General features: G+C 65.1%; 16 protein-coding genes. 7 read left to right on the forward strand and 9 right to left on the reverse strand.

What is annotated here, in order from left to right; all coding sequences use genetic code 11:
* Positions 1 to 284: 284 nt before the first annotated feature.
* Positions 285 to 1,496, reverse strand: a complete 1,212-nt coding sequence (locus GT590_RS13305) for an endonuclease domain-containing protein (RefSeq protein WP_157666241.1) — start codon at positions 1,494 to 1,496, stop codon at positions 285 to 287.
* A 198-nt stretch (positions 1,497 to 1,694) separates the two neighbouring features.
* On the opposite strand from GT590_RS13305, the gene htpG reads away from it, so the two are divergent.
* Positions 1,695 to 3,635: a molecular chaperone HtpG gene (gene htpG, locus GT590_RS13310; protein WP_015759871.1), complete on the forward strand. Its 1,941-nt coding sequence runs from the start codon at positions 1,695 to 1,697 to the stop codon at positions 3,633 to 3,635.
* Between the two features lie 264 nt (positions 3,636 to 3,899).
* Here htpG and GT590_RS13315 read toward each other — a convergent pair whose 3' ends face one another.
* Positions 3,900 to 5,831 carry a bifunctional UDP-sugar hydrolase/5'-nucleotidase gene (locus GT590_RS13315; protein WP_161171163.1) on the reverse strand — a complete coding sequence of 644 codons (1,932 nt, stop codon included), beginning with the start codon at positions 5,829 to 5,831 and terminating at the stop codon, positions 3,900 to 3,902.
* A 120-nt stretch (positions 5,832 to 5,951) separates the two neighbouring features.
* Between GT590_RS13315 and GT590_RS13320 the strand changes: the two genes are divergently transcribed.
* The 3 genes from GT590_RS13320 to GT590_RS13330 all read left to right on the forward strand — a co-directional run bounded on the left by GT590_RS13320 (position 5,952) and on the right by GT590_RS13330 (position 8,305).
* Positions 5,952 to 6,710 (forward strand): MerR family transcriptional regulator, encoded by a 759-nt coding sequence (locus GT590_RS13320; protein ID WP_015759873.1) that lies wholly within the window; start codon positions 5,952 to 5,954, stop codon positions 6,708 to 6,710.
* 73 nt (positions 6,711 to 6,783) lie between these two features.
* Positions 6,784 to 7,575: an ABC transporter ATP-binding protein gene (locus tag GT590_RS13325; RefSeq protein WP_114550853.1), complete on the forward strand. Its 792-nt coding sequence runs from the start codon at positions 6,784 to 6,786 to the stop codon at positions 7,573 to 7,575.
* Complete coding sequence (locus GT590_RS13330; RefSeq protein ID WP_015759875.1) at positions 7,562 to 8,305, forward strand: ABC transporter permease; 744 nt, start codon at positions 7,562 to 7,564, stop codon at positions 8,303 to 8,305. The genes GT590_RS13325 and GT590_RS13330 overlap by 14 nt, the downstream gene beginning before the upstream one ends.
* A gap of 61 nt (positions 8,306 to 8,366) precedes the next feature.
* On the opposite strand, the gene GT590_RS13335 is transcribed toward GT590_RS13330, so the two are convergent.
* Positions 8,367 to 8,888 carry a gamma carbonic anhydrase family protein gene (locus GT590_RS13335; protein ID WP_015759876.1) on the reverse strand — a complete coding sequence of 174 codons (522 nt, stop codon included), beginning with the start codon at positions 8,886 to 8,888 and terminating at the stop codon, positions 8,367 to 8,369.
* A gap of 233 nt (positions 8,889 to 9,121) precedes the next feature.
* Here GT590_RS13335 and GT590_RS13340 point away from each other — a divergent pair, with 233 nt between their 5' ends.
* Positions 9,122 to 9,907 (forward strand): glucose 1-dehydrogenase, encoded by a 786-nt coding sequence (locus GT590_RS13340; RefSeq protein WP_021410519.1) that lies wholly within the window; start codon positions 9,122 to 9,124, stop codon positions 9,905 to 9,907.
* Between the two features lie 8 nt (positions 9,908 to 9,915).
* Here GT590_RS13340 and GT590_RS13345 read toward each other — a convergent pair whose 3' ends face one another.
* The 4 genes from GT590_RS13345 to GT590_RS13360 form a co-directional block, all read right to left on the reverse strand.
* Entirely contained in the window at positions 9,916 to 10,959 is a 1,044-nt protein-coding gene (locus tag GT590_RS13345) for an acyl-CoA dehydratase activase (protein ID WP_161171164.1), read from the reverse strand.
* Positions 10,956 to 12,182 carry a 2-hydroxyacyl-CoA dehydratase gene (locus GT590_RS13350; RefSeq protein WP_192925370.1) on the reverse strand — a complete coding sequence of 409 codons (1,227 nt, stop codon included), beginning with the start codon at positions 12,180 to 12,182 and terminating at the stop codon, positions 10,956 to 10,958. The genes GT590_RS13345 and GT590_RS13350 overlap by 4 nt, the downstream gene beginning before the upstream one ends.
* Entirely contained in the window at positions 12,172 to 13,191 is a 1,020-nt protein-coding gene (locus tag GT590_RS13355; RefSeq protein WP_161171165.1) for an acyl-CoA dehydratase activase-related protein, read from the reverse strand. The genes GT590_RS13350 and GT590_RS13355 overlap by 11 nt, the downstream gene beginning before the upstream one ends.
* Positions 13,192 to 13,536: 345 nt before the next feature.
* On the reverse strand, positions 13,537 to 15,165 hold the full coding sequence (locus GT590_RS13360; protein ID WP_156732716.1) for an IS3 family transposase: 1,629 nt from the start codon (positions 15,163 to 15,165) through the stop codon (positions 13,537 to 13,539).
* 407 nt (positions 15,166 to 15,572) lie between these two features.
* On the opposite strand from GT590_RS13360, the gene GT590_RS13365 reads away from it, so the two are divergent.
* Positions 15,573 to 16,685: a LysR family transcriptional regulator gene (locus GT590_RS13365; protein ID WP_233839591.1), complete on the forward strand. Its 1,113-nt coding sequence runs from the start codon at positions 15,573 to 15,575 to the stop codon at positions 16,683 to 16,685.
* Here the strand turns inward: GT590_RS13365 and GT590_RS13370 are convergent.
* Positions 16,648 to 18,024: an FAD-dependent oxidoreductase gene (locus GT590_RS13370; protein ID WP_021410525.1), complete on the reverse strand. Its 1,377-nt coding sequence runs from the start codon at positions 18,022 to 18,024 to the stop codon at positions 16,648 to 16,650. The two genes, GT590_RS13365 and GT590_RS13370, sit on opposite strands and share 38 nt — an antisense overlap.
* A gap of 240 nt (positions 18,025 to 18,264) precedes the next feature.
* Between GT590_RS13370 and GT590_RS13375 the strand changes: the two genes are divergently transcribed.
* Entirely contained in the window at positions 18,265 to 18,696 is a 432-nt protein-coding gene (locus GT590_RS13375; protein ID WP_009305782.1) for a universal stress protein, read from the forward strand.
* Positions 18,697 to 19,041: 345 nt separating this feature from the next.
* On the opposite strand, the gene GT590_RS13380 is transcribed toward GT590_RS13375, so the two are convergent.
* On the reverse strand, positions 19,042 to 19,545 hold the full coding sequence (locus tag GT590_RS13380) for a rhodanese-like domain-containing protein (protein ID WP_227791381.1): 504 nt from the start codon (positions 19,543 to 19,545) through the stop codon (positions 19,042 to 19,044).
* Positions 19,546 to 20,124 lie beyond the last annotated feature (579 nt).

The following is a 20,124-nucleotide window of genomic DNA, read 5'->3' on the forward strand; positions in this document are numbered from 1 at the left end:
CTAACGATGAAAAAATCGTGCATAGCGTGCAATCTCTGCCAGCTACGGCTCGGTCCGCCGTTAAACCAGGATTGGCATAGCCCGGATCGGCCCGTCCCGCGAAAGCTCGCCGGCGGCTCGGAAGCCCTCCTCGGCCATCGGCCAGGCGCTCGTCCCGCCCGATCGCCAGCCGCCCGACAGGGGAAGCGGCGTGCGGCGGTGCATGTCGATCCCGGTTTAGCAGCGGACGACCTCGCTTCGACTGCCAAGGATGAAGCGGGTTCGCTGCCGGCTTTCGATCGCATTCAGAACCCGAGCAGATCGCGGCGAAGCTGTCGGTTGGCGCGCGTGAAATCGGGATCGACGTAGCGAAGGCGCTTTCCGGTGTGTTCGGCAACGGTGTGCGCGATCGCGTTCATGCTTCCGCCGTTTTCGAGTTGCCATTTCGTGACGGTCAGCACGGTGATTCCCATCGACACCAGGGCATCTCGTCTCATCGAGTCCTTCAGCATCTGCTCTGGATCCTCGTGGTTTCCGCCGTCGTATTCGACGTCGAGTTTCGCTTCAGGCCAGTACAAATCGCACACGAGGTAGTTCTTGCCGGCAATGCGCCGTTCCCGCCTGCCCAAGTCGATGCGATGGTTGAGCAGCGGCTGCTTCAGGCCGTAACCTCCCATTCGGTACGGCAGCGTGAGAAGCATCGTCAGGATCGTCTCGCGCGATGAGGCCGATCCGTTCGCCACATAGCGAAGCGCCTTGATCGCCTTCCTTTTGCCGTGCGTCTTGTCGAGGCTGTTTGCATACGCGGTAAGCTTTTCGACGCTGGTCAGCGGCGCGCACGTTCGGTAGGAGTTGTCGGAGAGGTCGTAGGCTCCGCATAGCTCGAAGCCCAGTTCGATAAGCTTCGGAAGATTCCATAACGTGGCCATTTGCACGAAACACAACTCCGGGGAGCATACGCGGAAGCCGTTCATAGAGTCGAGGGTCGAGCGTGGCGGCAACGTTCCGCCTTCCACATGACTGACGGCCTCGTTCGAAGCTCGACGAACGGAGTTGTGCGGTACGAGCACGTGCAAAGGACGTTCGAGCCACCATGGCCCCGGTTCGGCAAGCGATCCTTTTCGGGGAGGTTCGTCGAGAAGCGGTCGGGTATCTTCGATGGCGCGAAAACTTCGCTGGCCGATGCGAACCGATCTCCAGTATTCAAGTGCGGATGTATGACATAGGGTTGGCTCCATTGGCTCATGATACGTGGTCGATAGCAAGATGGGAAGCCGGTTGGCAGAGATTGCGCGGTATGCACGATTATTGAGGCTTGTTATCGGAAGAAAAGAGAGAAAGCCCAGGTCGAAAGAAATGGCAGTGTCGAAGAATCGTGCATAGCGTGTAATCTGTGCCACGCCGAGGACGATCTGCTGTAGAACGGGAGCCGGGGGTGCGCGCGTCGGCCCGCGCGCGGCGGCCGGGGTCGCGTGCTCGGCCGGCGCACATGCGGCGGCCGCTGCCGCGTACGGCATCCGGCACCCGTGCATGTCGGCCGCTGCCGCGTGCGGCATCCGGCGGCGCGTTGCCGGTCGCCTGTGCGCGTGTTCTGCAATCGGGGTGCGTTCCGCTTGACATCGTACCGCGTCGTACTAAAATCCCGTTTAGCACTCGAAGTCCGAGACTGCTAAACGGGCAGACCGGCAGGTACGAAAAGGAGAGCGACGCCAACTATGCGCAAGTTCAAAACCGAGAGCAAGAAGCTGCTCGACCTCATGATCAACTCCATCTACACGAACCGCGAGATCTTCCTGCGCGAGCTCATCTCGAACGCGTCGGACGCGGTGGACAAGCTGTACTTCCGCAGCCTCACCGACAAGGACATCCAGCTGAGCAAGGACGAGCTGGGCATCCGCGTGGCGTTCGACAAGGACGCGCGCACCGTCACCGTGTCGGACAGCGGCCTGGGCATGACGAAGGACGAGCTCGACCGCAATCTGGGCACCATCGCGCACTCCGACAGCATGGAGTTCAAGGCCGACAACGCCGACGCCCAGGGCGACGACGTGGACATCATCGGCCAGTTCGGCGTGGGCTTCTACTCCGCGTTCATGGTGGCGTCGAAGGTGCGCGTCGTGTCGAAGGCGTACGGCAGCGACGAGGCCTGGGCCTGGGAAAGCGACGGCGTGGAGGGCTACACCATCGAGGAGGCCCAGCGCGAGGGCCACGGCACCGACGTCATCCTCACGCTGAAGGACAACACCGACGACGACAACTACGACACGTTCCTCAGCGAGTTCGGCTTGCGGAACCTCATCAAGCGCTACAGCAACTACGTGCGCTACCCCGTGCAGATGGAAGTGTCGAAGACGCGCGAGCTGCCCAAGCCCGAGGACGCCGGCGACGACTACAAACCCGAGTACGAGGATTACACCGAGGTCGAGACCATCAACTCGATGATCCCCATCTGGAAGCGCAGCAAGTCCGAGGTCACCGACGAGGAGTACAACGAGTTCTACAAGACCGACTTCCACGACTTCACCGACCCGGCGCGCACGTTCAGCATCCACGCCGAGGGCGCGCTCAGCTACGACGCGCTGCTGTTCATCCCCGGCCGCGCGCCGTACGACCTGTACAGCAAGGACTTCAAGAAGGGCCTGGCGCTGTACAGCTCCAACGTCCTGATCATGGAGAAGTGCGAGGAGCTGCTGCCCGACCACTTCAACTTCGTGCGCGGCGTGGTGGACAGCCAGGACCTGCAGCTGAACATCAGCCGCGAGACGCTGCAGCACAACAGCCAGCTGCGCGCCATCGCGAAGAAGATCGAGAAGAAGATCACGTCCGAGCTGAAGAAGATGCGCGACAACGATCGCGAGGAGTACGAGAAGTTCTTCGAGAACTTCGGTCGCGGCCTGGAGTTCGGCATCTACAACAGCTACGGCATGCTGAAGGACCAGCTGGCCGACCTGCTGCTGTTCTACTCGGCCAAGCAGGAGAAGCTGGTCACGCTGGACGAGTACCTGGAGGCCGCGCCGGCCGACCAGAAGGCCATCTATTACGCCGCCGGCGAGAGCGTCGAGCGCCTGGCCAAGATGCCCATCGTGAAGACGGTGCTGGGGAAGGGCTACGACGTGCTGCTGTGCACGAAGGACGTGGACGAGTTCTGCTTCCAGTCGATGATGACGTACGGTGCGCCCGCGGCCGACGGCGAGGATGCGCCGGAGCCGTTCGAGCTGAAGAACGTGGCGTCGGGCGACCTCGACCTGGCCTCCGAAGAGGAGAAGAAGGAAGCCGAGGAGACGACGAAGGACAACGAGGCCCTGTTCGCCGCTATGAAGGACGCGCTGGGCGACTCGGTGATGAAGGTGGCGGTGTCGTCACGCCTGACCGATGCTCCCGCTTGCATCACCGCGGCCGGTCCGGTGTCGCTGGAGATGGAGCGCATCATGGCACAGATGCCCGACGGCGGCGAGGGCATTAAGTCCGAGCGCGTGCTGGAAGTGAACGCGAAGCACGCGGTGTTCGACGTGCTGCGCGCCGCGCAGGAAGCCGGCGACGCCGACAAGGTGAAGCTGTACGCCGAGCTGCTGTACAACCAGGCGCTGCTGGTTGAGGGCCTGCCCATCGAGGATCCGGTAGCGTATGCGAACGCGGTGACCAAGCTGATGGCGTAACTTGGTTCCGGCGGCTTGCCAGCCGCCGGAACAGCTCGACGCTGCGGTCCGCTGCGGCACCCCGTCTTCGCGCGATCCCGGAAGCTCGCGTACCACAGTATCCCCTACGGGGACTTCCTGCGGGGCGCGCTTCGCCTCCGCGATCCCACGAATGCGAGGCACCGCAGCGGCCCTCGCTGTCTTACTACGCCAACCGGGGCGCGCATTATGCGTCCTGCGGACGCATAGACGGGTCGCTTCGCTCCCGTCTGTCATCCTGAGCGGCTAGCGGCGCGCGCTTGCGCCGGCGCTTACGGCAACGGCTCCTGCGACTGTGGCGACCGCGGCGGCTCCAACGACTGCGACGCCGAAGGGATCGCCGGTGCTCGCCAGCGGCTTGCCGCCGGGGGCGGCGGGCTCCTCGACGGGCTCGTCGGTCGGCTCGGGCGTGGGTAGCGGCGTAGGCTCGGGGTCGGACCCGCCCTTGATCACGATGCGCCCTTGGCCGTCCGGATCGGCGTATTCGCCGCCGATCGTTCCCTTCAAATCGTACTGGATGTACTCGATGAGCGCCTTGTTGTCCAAATCGAGCAGCACGGCTTCGTCGTTCATGAACATGGTGAGGCCGTCGCCACCGTCCACCAGCAGGAACGTGTGCGACACCAGCTTGTAGCGCCGGTTCACGTCGAGGGGCTCGCCGTTCACCAGCACGTTGCGGACGCGGTACTCGCCCGCCACGCCGCCGAATTTGCCGCCCGGCATCTGCACCGACGACGGAATGTCCGTGCGCACGGTGTACGTGAGGCCCGCCGCATGCTGCAATCCTCCGCTGGGCTCGGGCAGCTTCGACGCGCCCACTTCGAGGGCGTCGAGGATGTTCTGGCCGAGGGTGTCCACGTAGGCCAGCTGGTTGTTGAACGGTTGCACGTCGATGAGGTTGCCGTACGTCACGTCGCCCGGCTCGATGTTCGCGCGGATGCCGCCGCCGTTCACGAGTCCGATATCGGCCATGATGCCGCCATGCCATGCCAGCGCGAGGTACGCATCGGCCACGAAGTCGCCGAGGTTCGTCTCGTGCGCGCGAACGGCCCAGGTGTAGTCGTCGTCCTCGAGGGCGACCAAGCGCACGTCCGAGCGCCCGATGACGCGCCCGGTGATCTTCGCGAGATCCGCTTGCAGCCCTGCGATGTAGGCGGCCGTGTCGGCATCGACGCCGTCCCAAGCCTTGATGATGCTGGCGGTGCCGTTCGTCGTGGATGCGGTGACGGTTTCGGTGCCGTCCGACGCGTAGGCGGCGATGGTTCCGGTCGCGGGGTTGATGACCACCTGGCCGATGCCCACCAGCTGGGTGCCCGTCTGCGTGACCAGCACCGGTTGGCCGTTCTTGTTGAGCGGGGTCTGAACGTACAGCTCGTGCGAATGGCCGTCGATGATCACGTCGATGCCGCTCGTGTTCGCCGCCACGGCCGCGCTGGTCCAGCGCGGGGTCACGCCGCCTTGGCCCAGGTGCGCCAGCGCCACCACGTAGTCGGCACCGTCGGCGCGCGCTTGGTCGACGGCGCGCTGCACGGCGTCGTACAGCTTCGCGCCGGAGTCGTCCTCGCAAAAGCCGTAACGGTAGGTTCCGCCTTCCTGGAAGTGGGCGGGGGAGGACTTCGTCAGCGACTCGGGCGTGCAGATGCCCAGGAACGCGACCTTTTTAGTGTCGGCGCCCGTGTCGTATTCGCGCATGGCGTACGCGTCGAACATGAGGTTGCCCGTGCGCAGGTCGGTGAAGTTGCAGGACAGATACTTCGCGTTCGCGCGGGCGACTAGCGTGTTGAACTGGGTCATCCCGTAGTCGAACTCGTGGTTTCCGGGTATGGCGAAGTCGTAGCCGCACTCGTTCATGATGTCGACGAGGTACTCGCCGTCGGTCAGCGTGCCCATGGCCTTGCCCTGCACGGCGTCGCCTGCGTCCACCAGCGTTACGCTGTCCGCTCCGTAGGTCGAGCGCATGGTTTCGACGTAGTCGACGAGCTTCGCGTATCCCAGGTTGTCGTCCACGGCGCAATGCACGTCGTTCGTGTGCACTATGACGATGGGCGCGTCTGCGGCGGCCGGCATCGCTTCGTCAGCGAACGCGCTTCGGGTGGGCAGTGCGAGCGAGGCAAGCGCCACCGCGGACAGCGTGCAGAATGATCGGCGGGTGATGCGGTGGGCGGGCTGGTGCGTCATGGGTGCCTCCTCGAAACGAGCGCGAAAACGCGGTTCGTTCAGTATACCGTGCGAGGTGCGCGAGCCGGAATCCCCGATTTCGAGCGTCCGCGAGCGGCGCTCGTCGGCTATACTCGGCGCATGGACCAGCCTCGCACTTACACCACCTCGCGCATCGCGAGCGCCGTCGGCATCCACCCGAACACGGTGCGCCTCTACGAGCGCATCGGGTTCATCACCGCGCCCGAGCGCCTTGCGAACGGCTATCGCGTGTTCACGGACCTGCATCTGCTGCAGGTGCGGCTCGTGCGCGCTGCGCTCAACGTCGAGCTGGTGCAGAACGGTCTGCGCCGGGAGGTGCTCGCCATCGTCGAAACGATGGCGAGCCAGCGCTACGACGAGGCGATCTCGCTGGCTCGGCAGCGTATCGACCACCTGCGGCGCGAGCGTTGTGCCGCCGAGGATGCCCTGCGCCACGTGCGCGATCTGCTCTCGCGCTCTGACGGTTCCGCACGCGCCGAACGGCTTATGCTGACGCGCAAGGAGGCGGCTGACCAGCTGGACACCACCATCGATGCGCTGCGCAATTGGGAGATGAACGGCCTGTTGCAGGTCAAGCGCAAGCAGAACGGCTATCGCGTGTACAGCGCCGCCGACCTCGACCGCCTGGCCATCATCCGCGCGCTGCGTGCCGCGAACTATTCGCTGGCCGCCATCCTGCGGCTGCTCGACGCGCTTGACCGCGATGCGACCGCCGACATCGGACACGTGCTGGACCATCCCGATCCCGACGATGACATCCTGTCGGTATGCGATCGTTTGCTGACGTCGCTCGATGCGGCGGAGCGCAACGCCTTCGAGATGATCGAGCTGCTCGAGCGCATGAAAAAACTCGCCTGAACAAACCCTCCACTTTGCCACCAGAGTTGGCGCGTCTTCTAGTATCTTCGGCGACCGAAAGATAGGAGGACGTATGAACGACGTTGTACACGTACGTGATCTGGTGAAAACGTACGGAGGCGTGCCTGCGGTGGACGGGATCGGCTTCGACGTGGCCATCGGCGAGACGTTCGGGCTGCTGGGTGCGAACGGAGCGGGGAAGACCACGACGCTGGAATGCCTGCTGGGCGTGAGTCGCCCCGACGCGGGGAGCGCCACGATCTTGGGCTTGGATCCGCGAACCCGGCGCAAGGAGCTGTTCCAGCGGGTGGGCGTGCAGTTCCAAGAAGCGCGCTACCAGGACAAGATTACGGTGGACGAGCTGTGCCGCGCAACGCGCGCGCTGTATCGCGAAGCCGACGACCCGGCGAAGCTGCTCGCGCGATTCAGCCTGACCGAGGTGCGCAAGCAAGCCGTCGAGTCGCTGTCGGGCGGCCAGCGCCAGCGCCTGTTCGTGGTGCTGGCGCTCATCCCGCGTCCTGAGGTGGTGTTTCTCGACGAGCTGACCACGGGGCTGGACGTGAAAGCCCGCCGCGACGTGTGGAATCTGTTGGACGAGATGCGCCAGCAGGGTATGACCATCGTGTTGACCAGCCACTTCATGGATGAGGTGGAAGCGCTGTGCGATCGCGTCATCATTCTGCGCAAGGGGCGCATCGTCTTCGAAGGCACCGTTGCCGAAGCTGTGGCGTCCGGTCCGTTCGCCAGCTTCGAGGACGCGTACCTTGCGTACGCGGAACCTGCCGAACACGCTGAGTCCGTGGAAGCTGCCGAGCCTGCCGCAACCGCCCATTTCTCCGAGGGAGGCGCCCATGAAAGCCTTTAGCACCCTGTTCCGAGTCGAGTTCCGCCTGTCGCTGCGCGACATGAACATGCCCATCTTCGCCGTGATCATGCCTGTGGTGGTGATGTTGGTCGTCGGCATGATGTTCGGCGATCAGCCTGCCTACGAGGGCGCGAGCTACACGTTCGTGGCGCAATCGGTGGGCGCGGTGTCTGCCATCGGCATCTGCGCCGGCGGCGCGATGGGCCTGCCGCTCGTGGTGTCGAACTACCGGCACCGCAAGATTCTCAAGCGCTACTTCGTGACGCCCGTCAGCGTGCACACCATTCTGGCGGTGCAGGTGGCCATCTACACCGTGTACGCGCTGATCTCGGCCGTGCTCGTGTTCGGGGTGGCGGCGCTGTTCTTCGGCTACGCGTTCACCGGGTCGTGGCCGGCGTTCGTCGGGTCGTACGTGTTGGTGCTGGCGGCTATGCTGGCGCTCGGCATGATGGTGGGCGGCCTCGCGCCGAACGAGAAAGTCGCGGGCGTGCTGGCAAGCCTCCTGTACTTCCCCATGCTGCTGCTGTCGGGGACGACGCTGCCCTACGAGATGATGCCCACGGCCGTGCAGCGCGGGGCCGACCTGCTGCCGCTCACCCAGGGCGTGAAGCTGCTGAAAGCCACGTCGCTCGGACTGCCCGTCGACCAGGCCGTCGTGCCGGTGGCGATCATGGCGGTGTGGGCCGCGGTATGCACCGTGATCGCCGTGCGTTTCTTCAAGTGGGAGTAGGCATACTGGGATTCGTTGCGTCCGGCAAGGCATAGAATCCCATCGCCATCCCCGATGTTTCCTACCCCACCATGCGGGCGCGGGCGTATTCTTGGGCGTCGGCTATGTAGGCTTCTTGGGAGTGCTCGATGTTGCGGGCCACCGTCTGGGCGTCGAGCGTGCGGATCACCTTGCCGGGCACGCCCACGACCAGCGAGCACGGCGGGATCACGGAGCGCTCCTTCACCAGCGCGCCGGCCGCGACCATCGATCCCGCACCGATCACGGCGCCGTTCATCACGGTGGCGTGCATGCCCACGGTCACATCGTCCTCGATGGTGGCGCCGTGCACGATGGCATTGTGGCCCACCGACACGCGATCGCCCAGCGTGACGGGGCAGTCGTAGTCGCTGTGCAGCATGGCGTTGTCCTGCACGTTGCTGTTCTTGCCAATGCGGATGGGCGCCACTTCGCCGCGGATGACGGCGCTGAACCACACCGAGCTGCCCTCGTCCATCGCCACGTCGCCGCAGATCGCCGCATTCGGCGCGATGAACGCGGCTTTCTCCACGTCGGGGAACATCCCCTTGAATTCAACGAGCATGCCGGTTCCTTTCCTTCGGGTACGCCGTCCAGTATCCCGAAGGAACCCCCGCCCCGCATCGCAAGTTCCATGCGATTTAGGGAGGGCGACGTAGTTTGAACCGGCATCGTCAAAGCAAGCGTAACGCGTCCGCCACGGGCGGGCGACGGCGGGGGCTCGGGCGGCTTGGGACGCGACCGGGTGCGTTATGGTCGCGGGATGATACGACGACCCTGCGCGGAAAGAAGGCTCCCATGTACGACGATCTCAAGGGCAAGACGGTGGTGGTGACGGGCAGCTCGAAGGGGCTGGGCGCCGCCATGGCGCGGCGCTTCGGCGCCGAGGGCATGAACGTGGTGGCGAACTACCGCTCCGACGAAGAGGGCGCGCGCGAAACGGTGCGAGCCATCGAGGAAGCGGGCGGAGCGGCGGCCGCGGTGCAGGCCGACGTGAGCAAGAACGAGTGCGTGGACGCCCTGTTCGACGCTGCGATGTTCTCGTTCGGCGGCGTGGACATCTGGGTGAACAACGCGGGCATCGAGGTGGCTTCGCCGTCCGATCGGAAGTCCATCGAGGAATGGCAGCGCGTCATCGACGTGAACCTGACCGGCGTGTTCGCGGGCTGCCGCCGCGCCATCGATCACTTTCTGGATCGCAAGATGCCCGGCGTCATCATCAACCTGTCGTCGGTGCACGAGATCATTCCGTGGCCGCATTTCGCCGACTATGCGGCCAGCAAGGCAGGAGTCGGCATGCTGACGAAGACGCTGGCGCTCGAGTACGCCGACCGCGGCATCCGCGTGAACGCCATCGCGCCCGGAGCCATGAACACGCCCATCAACGCGGAGAAGTTCGCCGATCCCGAAGCGCGCGCCGCAACCGAACGGCTCATCCCGATGGGGTACGTGGGCGCCCCCGAAGACGTGGCCGCCGCCGCGGCCTGGCTCGCGTCCGACCAGGCCAGCTACGTGACCGGCACCACCCTGTTCGTCGACGGCGGCATGACGCTGTACCCCGGCTTCCAGCGCGGCCAGGGCTAGGGCGACGCTTACCCGGCCTTGACGGCGCCTTTGTCGCAGCGGTTGCCCCAGGAGTCGATGATCTTCCCGTCGCGGTAGACGCAGATGATCTCGCAGTGGTTCGCGCACTTCTGGCACTCCACCTCGCGAGTGACGAACTCGAACGTGCGCAACGCGTCGAAGTCGAACGCCTCGCCGCCGCCGGGTTCCCCGGCGCGCGGGGCGGCCTCGGCGGCCAGCAGCGCCACGCCGAACGCGCCCATGAGGTGGCCGTCCTCGTCCACGACCACGTCCACGCCCAGCTCGTCGCGGAACGCCTGCACCACGCCGGCGTTCTTGCTCACGCCGCCCTGGAACACCACGGGCGCAGCGATCTGCTTGCCTTTGCCCACGTTGTTCAGGTAGTTCGTGGCCACCGCGCGGCACAGGCCGGCGATGATGTCCTCGCGCGCGTAGCCCACCTGGATCTTGTGCACGAGGTCGCTCTCGGCGAACACGGTGCAGCGCGCCGCGATGTTCGCGGGCTTCTTCGAGGTCAGCGCGATGTCGCCGAACTCCTCCACCTCCACGCCCAGCCGATGCGCCTGGCTCGACAGAAACGCGCCTGTGCCCGCCGCGCACAGCGTGTTCATGGCGTAGTCCACGGCGATGCCGTTCTCCACGCAGATGATCTTGGAGTCCTGTCCGCCGATCTCCAGGATGGTGCGCACGTCGGGATGCAAAAACGTCGTGCCCACCGCGTGCGCCGTGATCTCGTTCTTTACCACGGTGGCGCCGCACATGGCGCCCACCAGCCGCCGCGCGCTGCCGGTGGTGCCCACAGCGCGCACGCGCACCGCGTCGCGATCCACCTGCGAGCCCAGGTCGGCCACCACGCGGCGCGCGGCATCGGCCGGGTTGCCCTCGGTCCACAGATACGTGCGCGCGATGATGCGCCGGTCGGCGTCGATGATCACGCCCTTCGTGGAAATCGACCCGATGTCGATGCCCAGGTAGCAGTCCGTTCGCCCTGACGGGACGGGGTGCCCCTCGCTGACGTTGCTGGTCGTGTGAGTTTCCCTTGCTTCGGTCATCGGGCCGTCTTCTCCTTCTTCATGGCGATCATGTCGTAGAACGCTTCGAGGCGCGTGTCCAAACCGGTGTCGCTGGTTTGCGAGTCGTAGCTGAGGTACAGCACGGGCACGCCGGTGTCGCGGCTGATGCGCTGCAGCACGGGCATGCAGTCGACCTCGGGCGTGCAGCCCGACGACTTGAGGTGCACGATGCCGTCGAACCCTTCCTGCGCGTACTTGCGCGCGGCCGCGATGGTCATGCTGGACGTGGGGCCCATGTCGTACTGCACGTACTCCGAGATGCCGGCGCGCAGGTTCTTCTCGTTGTAGCGCAGGTTGCGGTTCGTCATGTTCAGCGCTCGGTGCAGTTCCACGCCCATGTCCAGGAACTTGCGCTCCAGATCAAGGTTGCTGGCTGGGTCGGCTGCGGTGAAGTACTCGCCCACGATGCCCACGCGCAAGGGGCGGGCGGGGCGATGCTGCGGCAGCGCGCGCAACGCATCGAGGCCCTTCCGCTGCGCTTCGGCGATCTCGCGCTCGTTCGTGGCCGCGCGCATGTCGGCGAAGTACGCCTCCCGCGCGCGCTCGAACGACCCGGGCTCGGCTTCGAACCCGGCGTTCGCCAGGTAGAAATCGTTCACTTCGTCCAGGTGCTCGATCATTTTGAACACGGCCAGCATGTTACGCACGCCATGCGGCACCGACAGGTCTGGGTTCACCTTCTTCTTGCATACCGAGATGTACTCGGTCAGGGGCTTGCCGGTGAGCATAGCGAAGTTCAGCATGTCGAACTCGTAGCCCAGATCGCGCAGGATGGATTGCTGCAGCTCGCCGTAATACCCCAGGCGGCAGGGCCCGGCGAACTGCACCAGCACGTCGGCGCCCAGCTCCAGCGCCTCGATGTAGTCGCCCAGGATGTGCTTGAACGGCGCGCACACCATGTCGCTGGAGTGGCGCGAGCCCAGCTCGATGGTGCGCTTCGTGGGCTTCGGCAGTGCGACGAAATCGGCGTCCAGCACGTGTTCGACGAAGAATTTGAACGCGATGTCGTAGTAGCTGTAGCGGAAGAACGCCACGCGCGTGCGGGCGTGGCGTTCGCGCTTGGCGCGCGGCTTCTTCGGCAGCGAGGGCAGCAGCTTGAACGGGCCGCGCCGCGTGCCCACCACCACGCGGGCGCCGCGCACCTCGCGGTCGCCGTCGGTGTGCAGCGGGTTCACCGCGTCGCGTTTCGTCTCAGGCGCCAACGTAGCCCCCTTTCTTCTGGTAGCGCAGGATGTCGATGAAGCTCTCGACGCGCGTCTCCAACCCGGCGGTGCCGCTTTGCGCGTCGATGGTGAGGTTGAGCACCGGCTTGCCCTGGATGCAGCGCACGATGGCGTCGTCGGTCATGGAGTCGGGCCCGCAGGGGAACGCGCTGACCAGCACGATGCCGTCCACGCGGTGGTGCAGCTGCGTGATGGCGCCGATGATCTCGCGGTTCACGATCCACGGCAGCGTGTCGGAGAAGTCGAAGCTGGCCTGCAGCGAGCGCTCACGGTCGGCCTCGTCGGCGAACAGCACCACGGCGTTCATGCTTTCCAGCAGGTCCGTCAGCGCGCCGCCCATGAACGCATCGTGCGCGAGGTAGGGGTGCGCTGCCAGCAGGATGGCAAGCGGTGCGTCCTCGGGGCGCCGCGCCGCCGCCCGCGCGGCTTCCAGCTGGGACAGGGCGCGCGTTTGCCGCAACGTCGCGGCGCGTTCGGCCTGCTCCTGCGCGCGGGCGGCCGCTTTCCAGGCGCGCTTCGCCTCGCGCGGGCCCACGTAGCGCTGGCAGGCGAGCTCGATGAGCGCGTCCTTCATGTTCTTGTGTTCTTCCACCTCGTTCACCAGGCACGACACCACTTCGATGCGCTCGTCGGCGAACGTGTTGGCCACGAGGTCGGGCAGCGCCTGGAACTTCGTGCAGAATCCGCGTCGCCGTCCCACGTTGGCGATGCTGGGCACGAACACGGCGTCGCATGCGTCGGAATCCACCAGCGAGGCCACATGCCCCAGGTAGATCTTCGAGGCCAGGCAGCACTCGTCGTTGGACAGGGCGTCCCCGCGCGCAACGGTTGCGCGGTCGGTGGGCGCGCTGAGCGTCACGTCGCAGCCCAGCGCTTCGAAGAACGCCGTCCACAGCGTGCCGTAGCGGTAGTGCAAAAGCGCGCGGGGCATGCCGATGCGGCGCGGGCCGTCGGCGGCGGCGCGGAGGGGGAACCCGGGTGATGCCATGCGTGCTCCTTGGGCGAGATGGTGTGATCTGCAGAACCGGAGCCCGATGACGGCGCCGCTCTTGCCTAACGCAGCTTACACCAACGGGCGCGCGGCGTTCGAATGTGCGTGCAAGCGACACGCTTTCTTCGCGGGGAGGGGCGGGGCGTTGGTGGCGGGTTGCTTGGGGGGTCGCGTTGGGGACGGCGGCGGGTTGGCGGCGGGTTGCTTGGGGTCCCGCTGGCGACGGCTCGCCGGCGGGTTGAAGGCGAGCTGGTGGCGGGTCGTTCGAGGGGGCCTCGCCTCCGGTTGACTCGTGCGTGGCAGAGATCGCACGCTAGGGGGGCCGGACGTTTTCCTGGACTCCTACGCCGCGATCCCCAGGCCCGCCCGGTGCTCCTTGATCGTCTTCCAGCCGAGCGCCCTTTTGATCTTCTCGTCACGATACCACACGATGTAGTCGTCGAGGGCGCGCATGAAGCATCCCTTCGTGGCGCCCTTCCAGTCCCGGGCGTAGAAGAACTCCTGCTTGAGCGTCCCGAAGAAGCCCTCGGCCCTCGCGTTGTCGGGGCTCGTCGCCTTGCGCGACATCGACCTGACGAGGCCGTTGGCCTCGCAGACGCCCTTCCATCTGCTCGAGCGGTAGTTGCCGCCGCCGTCGGTGTGGACGGCGCAGCCCTCCTCCAGGAAGCCGAGCGCGTCCTCCAAAGAACCCGCCGTCAGCTCGTCGTCGGGGCTGGTCGACGCCCGCCACGCCACGGGGCACCCGTCGAAGCAGTCCACGACGGGGGACAGGTAGACCTTGAAGCCGTCGAGCTTGAACTCGGTCACGTCGGTGACGACCAGCCTGCCCGGCCCGCATGCGCGGAAGTCGTGGGAGCCGTCCTCGCGGAGGGGGAGGTTCCCCGGGCGCTCGTCGGGCTCCCCTCGGTAGGAGCTGTAGCGCCGGCGCTCCCTGGCCTGCACCGGGACGAGGCCCTCCTCGCGCATGATCCGGCGCACCACCTTCTCGGAAACCGCGACGGGCGTCGTCGCATCCCCCGGCGCGAGCTGCGCGGCGCGCACGGGCCCGCCCTCGCCCGATCGCAGCTTCGCCCAGATGCTCAAGGATCCGTAGCGGCGCTTCGACTCCTCGAAGACGGCCCTCACGCGCACGCGCAGGGCGGCGTACTTGTCGGGCCCGGCCGCCCTCGCCGCCTGGGAGAAGTAGGTGGACCTCGCTATGCGGAAGTCCGCGAGGACGTCATCCGTCTTCGCCTTCGCCGTCATCGCCCTGGCCGCCCGGCCCGCCCGGTGCTTCTCCGCGTTGCTCAAAGAGCCCGGGCCTGGTGCTTTTAGGACGTCCAACACCGCCAGCGCCTCGGCGAGCCGGACCTCCGCCACGCGCGCCCTCTCCTCGGGGTCGTCCGGCAGCTCCCCCCATGCGCGCGCCCACTCGCCCGGCTCTTCCCGATCCGCCTTCTCGGCCATGTCCTCGGCGCCCTTCCCCTTCCTCGGCCGTTCCCGGTCGACGCCGGCCCTGTCCAGCCAGCGGTACACGGTCTTCCTGTCCGCGCCGATCCGTTCGGCTATCTCGGCTACGGACGACCCTTGCGCGAACATCATAGCAGCTTCCTCGCGCGCGGAGTCGGGGCGGGACCTGGCGTCGAGCTCGTCGAGGCGCCCCAGCTTCGAGGCCCACTCGCGGACGGGACGGGCGCCGGCGACGCCGAGGCGCTTGGCCACGTGCCTCGGCTCCATGCCGCCCGCGAGCAGCCTGAGGGCCTCGCGCTTCGTCTCGAGGGGGTAGGGCTCCCATGCCCGGCGCCCCTCGCACCTTCCCGGCACCTCGAGCGCGGGCGGGTCGAGGAGGCCGGCCTCCTCTTCGGAGGCGAACCTCGAGAGGGTCTGCGCGCACGGGAAGTCGTCGAAGCGGGCGCACGCCGCCCTCATCGACATCCCGCTCGCATGGAACCTGCCCAGGATCTCCTCCTTGCGCTCCTTCGAGTAAGCCATGTTCCGGACCTCTTTTCTTATAGAAATTCAGTCCAGGAAAATGTCCGGGGTCCCCTATGCACGATTCTCCGCTGCCGCCGTTTCTCGCGACCTGGGCTTTTCCTTTCCGCCTCCGAAAACGACCACCTGAAATCGTGCATAGCGCGCGATCTCTGCCACGGCGTTCCTCCGTTCGCCGTCGGATCGATGCGGATGCGAATCTGCCGGGCTCCTGCGGCGAGCCGCTCGAGCGGCTCGCGTCTTTATAGGCGCTGCGACGGAGGGTGCGCCCTCCGCCACTCGGTTTTTCCGCAGGAGGTGGGATTTGCGGAAAGCGCGTAAAACCACCCGTCCCTGCGACGCGCTGTGCCGCAGCTTGCGCCGATGGAGCCCCTTTCGCAAAAGCCCGTAAGCGACGCGCGCCCTTCGTGCGATCAGAGGCGTTCTTCTCGCGCGTTTTGTGCTCAGGAACTGCTGTTCAAAAGATAGTTGAACGGGGCGCGTCTCGGATGCAACGACCTAGGAGCGCGGTAGAATCTCAAAAAGGATCGGCGCGCGATAGGTTCGAGGTAGACTTTTTGAATATCAAGCAAGTAAGATACTTCGTCGCTGTGTTCCAGAGCGGCAGCTTGTCAGCGGCCGCAAAGGAGCAGTACGTAACCGTCCAAGCGGTCTCGAAGGCTATCGCTGATCTGGAGCGAGAACTGAAGAACGAGCTGTTCGTGCGCGAAAGCCGCGGCGTGCATCCCACCCTGTTCGGAAAAGCCTTCTACGTCAAAGCCGAGCCGGTGCTGAGAAGCTTCGACGAGTTGGAGGCGTTTGCGCACAGACGGCGCTCTGCCGAATCTCCGTTGTTGCGGTTGGGGCTGTGCGCGTCTCCGCTCTATGGATACGAGCAAGCATGCGCCAGCATTGCATCGTTCGTCTACAAGAACTCGGGCATCGAAACCTCTATACGGCTTGAGGCGGGGCTTCGCGGCTTCGGGGCGCTGCAAGCGGGACACCTGGATGCGCTTATCGTGGTTGGCGCATGCCGTCACCCCGATATGGACTGCCTGAATCTCGGCAAGGTGATGTTGGGCGTGATTATGTCGTATCGGCACCCCTTGGCGCAGCATCAAACTGTCAGCTTGGACGATATAAAGCCGTACCCCGTCTCCATATCGGAAGACTTCGACCGCTTCAACGATTCCGTTGCGGAGTTCTATCGTGAGCGCGGGATCGATATTCTCGTCAGCGCGACTACTGCCGCGCAGTTCGAGCGCTATCTGACGCGAGAGAACGGGTTGGCGCTCACCGTTGGCGTTCCTGCGCTCGGTCAGTTCAACCCCCTCACCGAGTTGAAACCCATGGCGGCCAAGGATTCCGTTTCCGTGCCTATCTGCCTCGTCAGCCTCAAAGGACGCAAGGCACCCGCCTATGCGGGCTTCGAGCGCTGGATGACGAACGAGCTTGCCGTCAAAGGCGGCGATCCGGTCAGGAGGTTCGTGTCCACGACGGCTTCTACTCCTGCATGTTCTGAGGCAGGAACAGGTTGTTGAACGCCTCGGTCATGGACGGGTGCGTGAATACGGCGCTCTGCAGCACGGAGGCGGGAATGCGTGCATCCATGACCAGTTTCACGGTGTTCACCAGCTCCTGCGCATCTTCGCAGAACAGATCCATGCCCAGCAGCACTCCTGAGTTCGCGTCGACCACGGCCTTCATCAGACCCACCGGGTCTTGCAGGATGCGCGCTTGCGAGATTTTTTCAGCGGGCAGTTTGTATACCTGTACGGAATAGCCGGCTTTGCGCGCCTCGTCCGCGGTCATGCCGACGCGCGCGAACGGCGGGTGCACGAACGTGCAATAAGGGATGGCACCGCGGTTCTTCGTCGTGCGCGATCCGTCGCCCAGCAGGTCGGATGCGACGATGCGGAAGTCGTCGTAGGCGATGTAGGTGAATTGCATGCCGCCCGTCACGTCGCCCATGGCCCAGACATTGTCGGCCGTGGTGCGCAGGTGCTCGTCCACCTTGATTCCGCCGCGGTCGTTCAGCTCGATGCCGGCGGCTTCCAGGTTGAGGCCGGTCGTGTTCGGGGTGCGGCCGACCGCGACCAGCACGGCATGGCCGGGATAGCGCTTCTCCTCGCCGTTCACCTGGGCGAACACCAGCACCTGATCGTGTTCGTCGTCGATGCGCGTCACGTGCGCGTCGTACACGATGGCGACGCCGCGGTCTTCCAGGCTTTTCCGCACGGCTTCGGCCGTTTCGGGATCCTCGTGGGCGAGGATGGCGTCGCTGTTTTGTAGGATGGTCACCTGTGCGCCGAAGTCGGTGTAGAACGAGGCGAACTCGAGGCCGACGTAGCCGCCGCCGATGATGACGAGCTGGCGCGGCAGGGTGGGCAGCTCGATGAGCGAGCTGCTGACGAACGCGCGCGGGCTGTCTATGCCGGGGATGGAAGGCAGCTTCGGCAGCGAGCCGGTGTCGATGAAGATGCGCTTCGCCTCGATGCTGCGCGTGCCCGACGCGGTGGCCACCGTCAGGTGCGTGGCGTCCGCGAACGACGCGCGGCCGTCGATGACGTCGACGTTCTCGCGATCGGCCAGCGCGCGGTAGTTGCGTTCGCGCGAGGCGGAGCGCAGTTCTTTCATGTCGTCGACGGCCGCGGTGTAGCGCTCCTCGCGTTCAACGATAGGGCCGCCTACGGCTGCGGTCAGTCGTGCCGATTCCACGAGTGCCTTCGTGGGGATGCATGCGTTGTTCACGCAGGCGCCGCCGTACATGGTGTCGGACTGCTCCACGACTACGATGTTCTGGCCATCGTCGGCAAGCGCACCGCCCAGGGCGAGGCCCGCCGTTCCGAACCCGATGATCGCTGCGTCGAACTGTTCCATGGTGCGTCCTTTCGTCGAGACCCTAAAGGGGGCCGCTCTATTCGGGGCATGTTGCACGCTGCCGAAGATGTTTATCGTAGGGCACCCGACCGCCCGGCTGGCGATGGCCGGCGATCCGCGCGAAAGCGGTCATGAAAGCGTGGACAACTTGTTTCCCTGCCCGCGCGGAAAGCCCTATACTGGAGGTAGGACGTTTTCAGGCGGCGCACCGCGCTCGCCGCGACCGAGAGGAGGCCCACCATGGCCGTTAACAAGTTGCTCGTGGCGTTCGACGAATCCGAGGGTGCCGACCGCGCGCTCGCCATGGCCGCCAGCCTGGCTGCAGTGAATCCCGAGGCGCATGTGGACGTCGTGTACGTGGTGCCTATCCCGCTGCTCGACGAAACGCAGATGGCGAACTTCAAGGACATTCTCGACATGATGATCTCCGACGGCGAGGATCTGCTGGCCGAGGCTGAGCAGAAGATGGGCGAGGACGTTGCCGCGCGCACCGACTCGCTGCTGCTAACCGGCACGAATCCGGCCACCGAGATCGTCAAGCTGATCGGCCAGCGCGACTACGACCTGCTGATTGTGGGCAACCGTGGCCTGAGCGGGCTCAAGGAGTACATGGGCAGCGTCAGCCACAAGCTGTTGCACGCATCGCCCATCCCCGTGCTGATCGCGAAATAACCTTCCGAACGCGAAACGGCTCCGGGCAATGAGGCCGTTTCGATGAGGCAAAGGGATGGGGCTATTGTCTCATTCGCGTGATTCGCGGGCGTTTCGTGCGGGGGGGGCGGAGCTTGGACAGGGATCCGCCGCACCCGCACGGCTTTGACGCGTGCGCCGATGGCTCGCGGCGCACGTTCCCCTCCCGTTCGACGCATGTTCGCGGACGCTCGGTCTGACGAGCGTTTCGGTTTGTCGCCTTGGAGATCCGTGCGCGTTCCGCAGTTGGCTTAGCGGAGCGGTTGCCCATACCTGTCCACGTGTCGTTTCCGGCGGGACACGCACGGACCTCCAAGGCGACAGATTCTACTGCGCGTCGCCTGTGAAGCTGCCTGGCTCGGTTCCGGCTACCTTTTCGCCGTTCCAATCGACGATGCCGCCCAGGTCGAACACGTGCTTGTAACCTAGGTTGAGAAGCATGTTCGAAGCGTGTTCGCTGCGCACGCCGGTCCGGCAGTAGACGATGATGGAGGCGTTTTCGTCCACGCCTTGAAGGCCGGCGGGTTTGACGGAGCCGATGGTTTCGACGGGTATGTTGATGGCTCCGGGGATGTGCCCGTCAGCATATTCGCGTGCGGTGCGGACGTCTACAAGGGTTGCGGAGTTTTCGCTCATCATGGCAACCGCCTCGTCCTCGGAAATTGTGGCGTACCCGCCGTTGCGTTCGTTTGTCATGGATTCCTCGCTCTTGCTTTGGTTTTGAATTGCGGGTGCGTCGGATGATGCGGTGGGCGTTTCCGTGCATGCCTCCAGGGTGAGCGCTCCGGCTGCGGCCAGCGTGACGACGGCCAGCGCCGCGTGTTTTCTCATACGGCTATTCATGAGCTGCAACGTCCTCCTAAGGGGAGCGCTAAGGTCGATGGTAAGTAACTGTAACGCTATTGCATACAGATTACAAAGTCAAGCATAGTATTAGAATTTTACGAACATGCGATATCGTCTTCACAAGGCACCGCGCTGCCTGCTTGACGGCCCTTCGTGCCCCCGGCTGGTCTCGCAATGGCAAAAAGATACCGAATTCGGAAGCGAGCGGGCGTCCCTGTTCGGCATCGGCGCATGATGCTGGAGACGGGATCGTTTTGACCGGGCGTTGTCGGGAGAAGCCCTTTCCTGCTTTCTGAGAAGAGGCGCAGCGACTTCCGAATTCGACGCCTTTTCGCCATTGGCCGTGCTGTCGGTTGCACGGAGGCGGCCGCAGGCTGCGAGACGACGACGGCTGCTGCTGGCGCGAGGCATAGCCCGCTGCTCGGCGAAGCGCTGGCTATGCGCGCAAGGATCAACAAGCGTACGAATGTTTCACGTGAAACATTCGGGCCCTTCGCTGTTTCTAGTGGTTTGACAGGGCGAACTTGCTAGGGAGCCCACCTTATGGAGCTGCAAGCGGTACCA

Origin of the sequence: Eggerthella sp. BIOML-A1, from assembly GCF_009875595.1 — a bacterium.
Lineage (GTDB): Bacteria > Actinomycetota > Coriobacteriia > Coriobacteriales > Eggerthellaceae > Eggerthella > Eggerthella lenta.

What these genes read in the sequence shown, in the direction of transcription:
- GT590_RS13305 (WP_157666241.1), bottom strand. Translation starts at nt 1,496, where the DNA reads ATGCCGTACGCGGCAGCGGCCGCCGCATGTGCGCCGGCCGAGCACGCG.
- htpG (WP_015759871.1), top strand. Translation starts at nt 1,695, where the DNA reads ATGCGCAAGTTCAAAACCGAGAGCAAGAAGCTGCTCGACCTCATGATC.
- GT590_RS13315 (WP_161171163.1), bottom strand. Translation starts at nt 5,831, where the DNA reads ATGACGCACCAGCCCGCCCACCGCATCACCCGCCGATCATTCTGCACG.
- GT590_RS13320 (WP_015759873.1), top strand. Translation starts at nt 5,952, where the DNA reads ATGGACCAGCCTCGCACTTACACCACCTCGCGCATCGCGAGCGCCGTC.
- GT590_RS13325 (WP_114550853.1), top strand. Translation starts at nt 6,784, where the DNA reads ATGAACGACGTTGTACACGTACGTGATCTGGTGAAAACGTACGGAGGC.
- GT590_RS13330 (WP_015759875.1), top strand. Translation starts at nt 7,562, where the DNA reads ATGAAAGCCTTTAGCACCCTGTTCCGAGTCGAGTTCCGCCTGTCGCTG.
- GT590_RS13335 (WP_015759876.1), bottom strand. Translation starts at nt 8,888, where the DNA reads ATGCTCGTTGAATTCAAGGGGATGTTCCCCGACGTGGAGAAAGCCGCG.
- GT590_RS13340 (WP_021410519.1), top strand. Translation starts at nt 9,122, where the DNA reads ATGTACGACGATCTCAAGGGCAAGACGGTGGTGGTGACGGGCAGCTCG.
- GT590_RS13345 (WP_161171164.1), bottom strand. Translation starts at nt 10,959, where the DNA reads ATGACCGAAGCAAGGGAAACTCACACGACCAGCAACGTCAGCGAGGGG.
- GT590_RS13355 (WP_161171165.1), bottom strand. Translation starts at nt 13,191, where the DNA reads ATGGCATCACCCGGGTTCCCCCTCCGCGCCGCCGCCGACGGCCCGCGC.
- GT590_RS13360 (WP_156732716.1), bottom strand. Translation starts at nt 15,165, where the DNA reads ATGGCTTACTCGAAGGAGCGCAAGGAGGAGATCCTGGGCAGGTTCCAT.
- GT590_RS13370 (WP_021410525.1), bottom strand. Translation starts at nt 18,024, where the DNA reads ATGGAACAGTTCGACGCAGCGATCATCGGGTTCGGAACGGCGGGCCTC.
- GT590_RS13375 (WP_009305782.1), top strand. Translation starts at nt 18,265, where the DNA reads ATGGCCGTTAACAAGTTGCTCGTGGCGTTCGACGAATCCGAGGGTGCC.
- GT590_RS13380 (WP_227791381.1), bottom strand. Translation starts at nt 19,545, where the DNA reads ATGAGAAAACACGCGGCGCTGGCCGTCGTCACGCTGGCCGCAGCCGGA.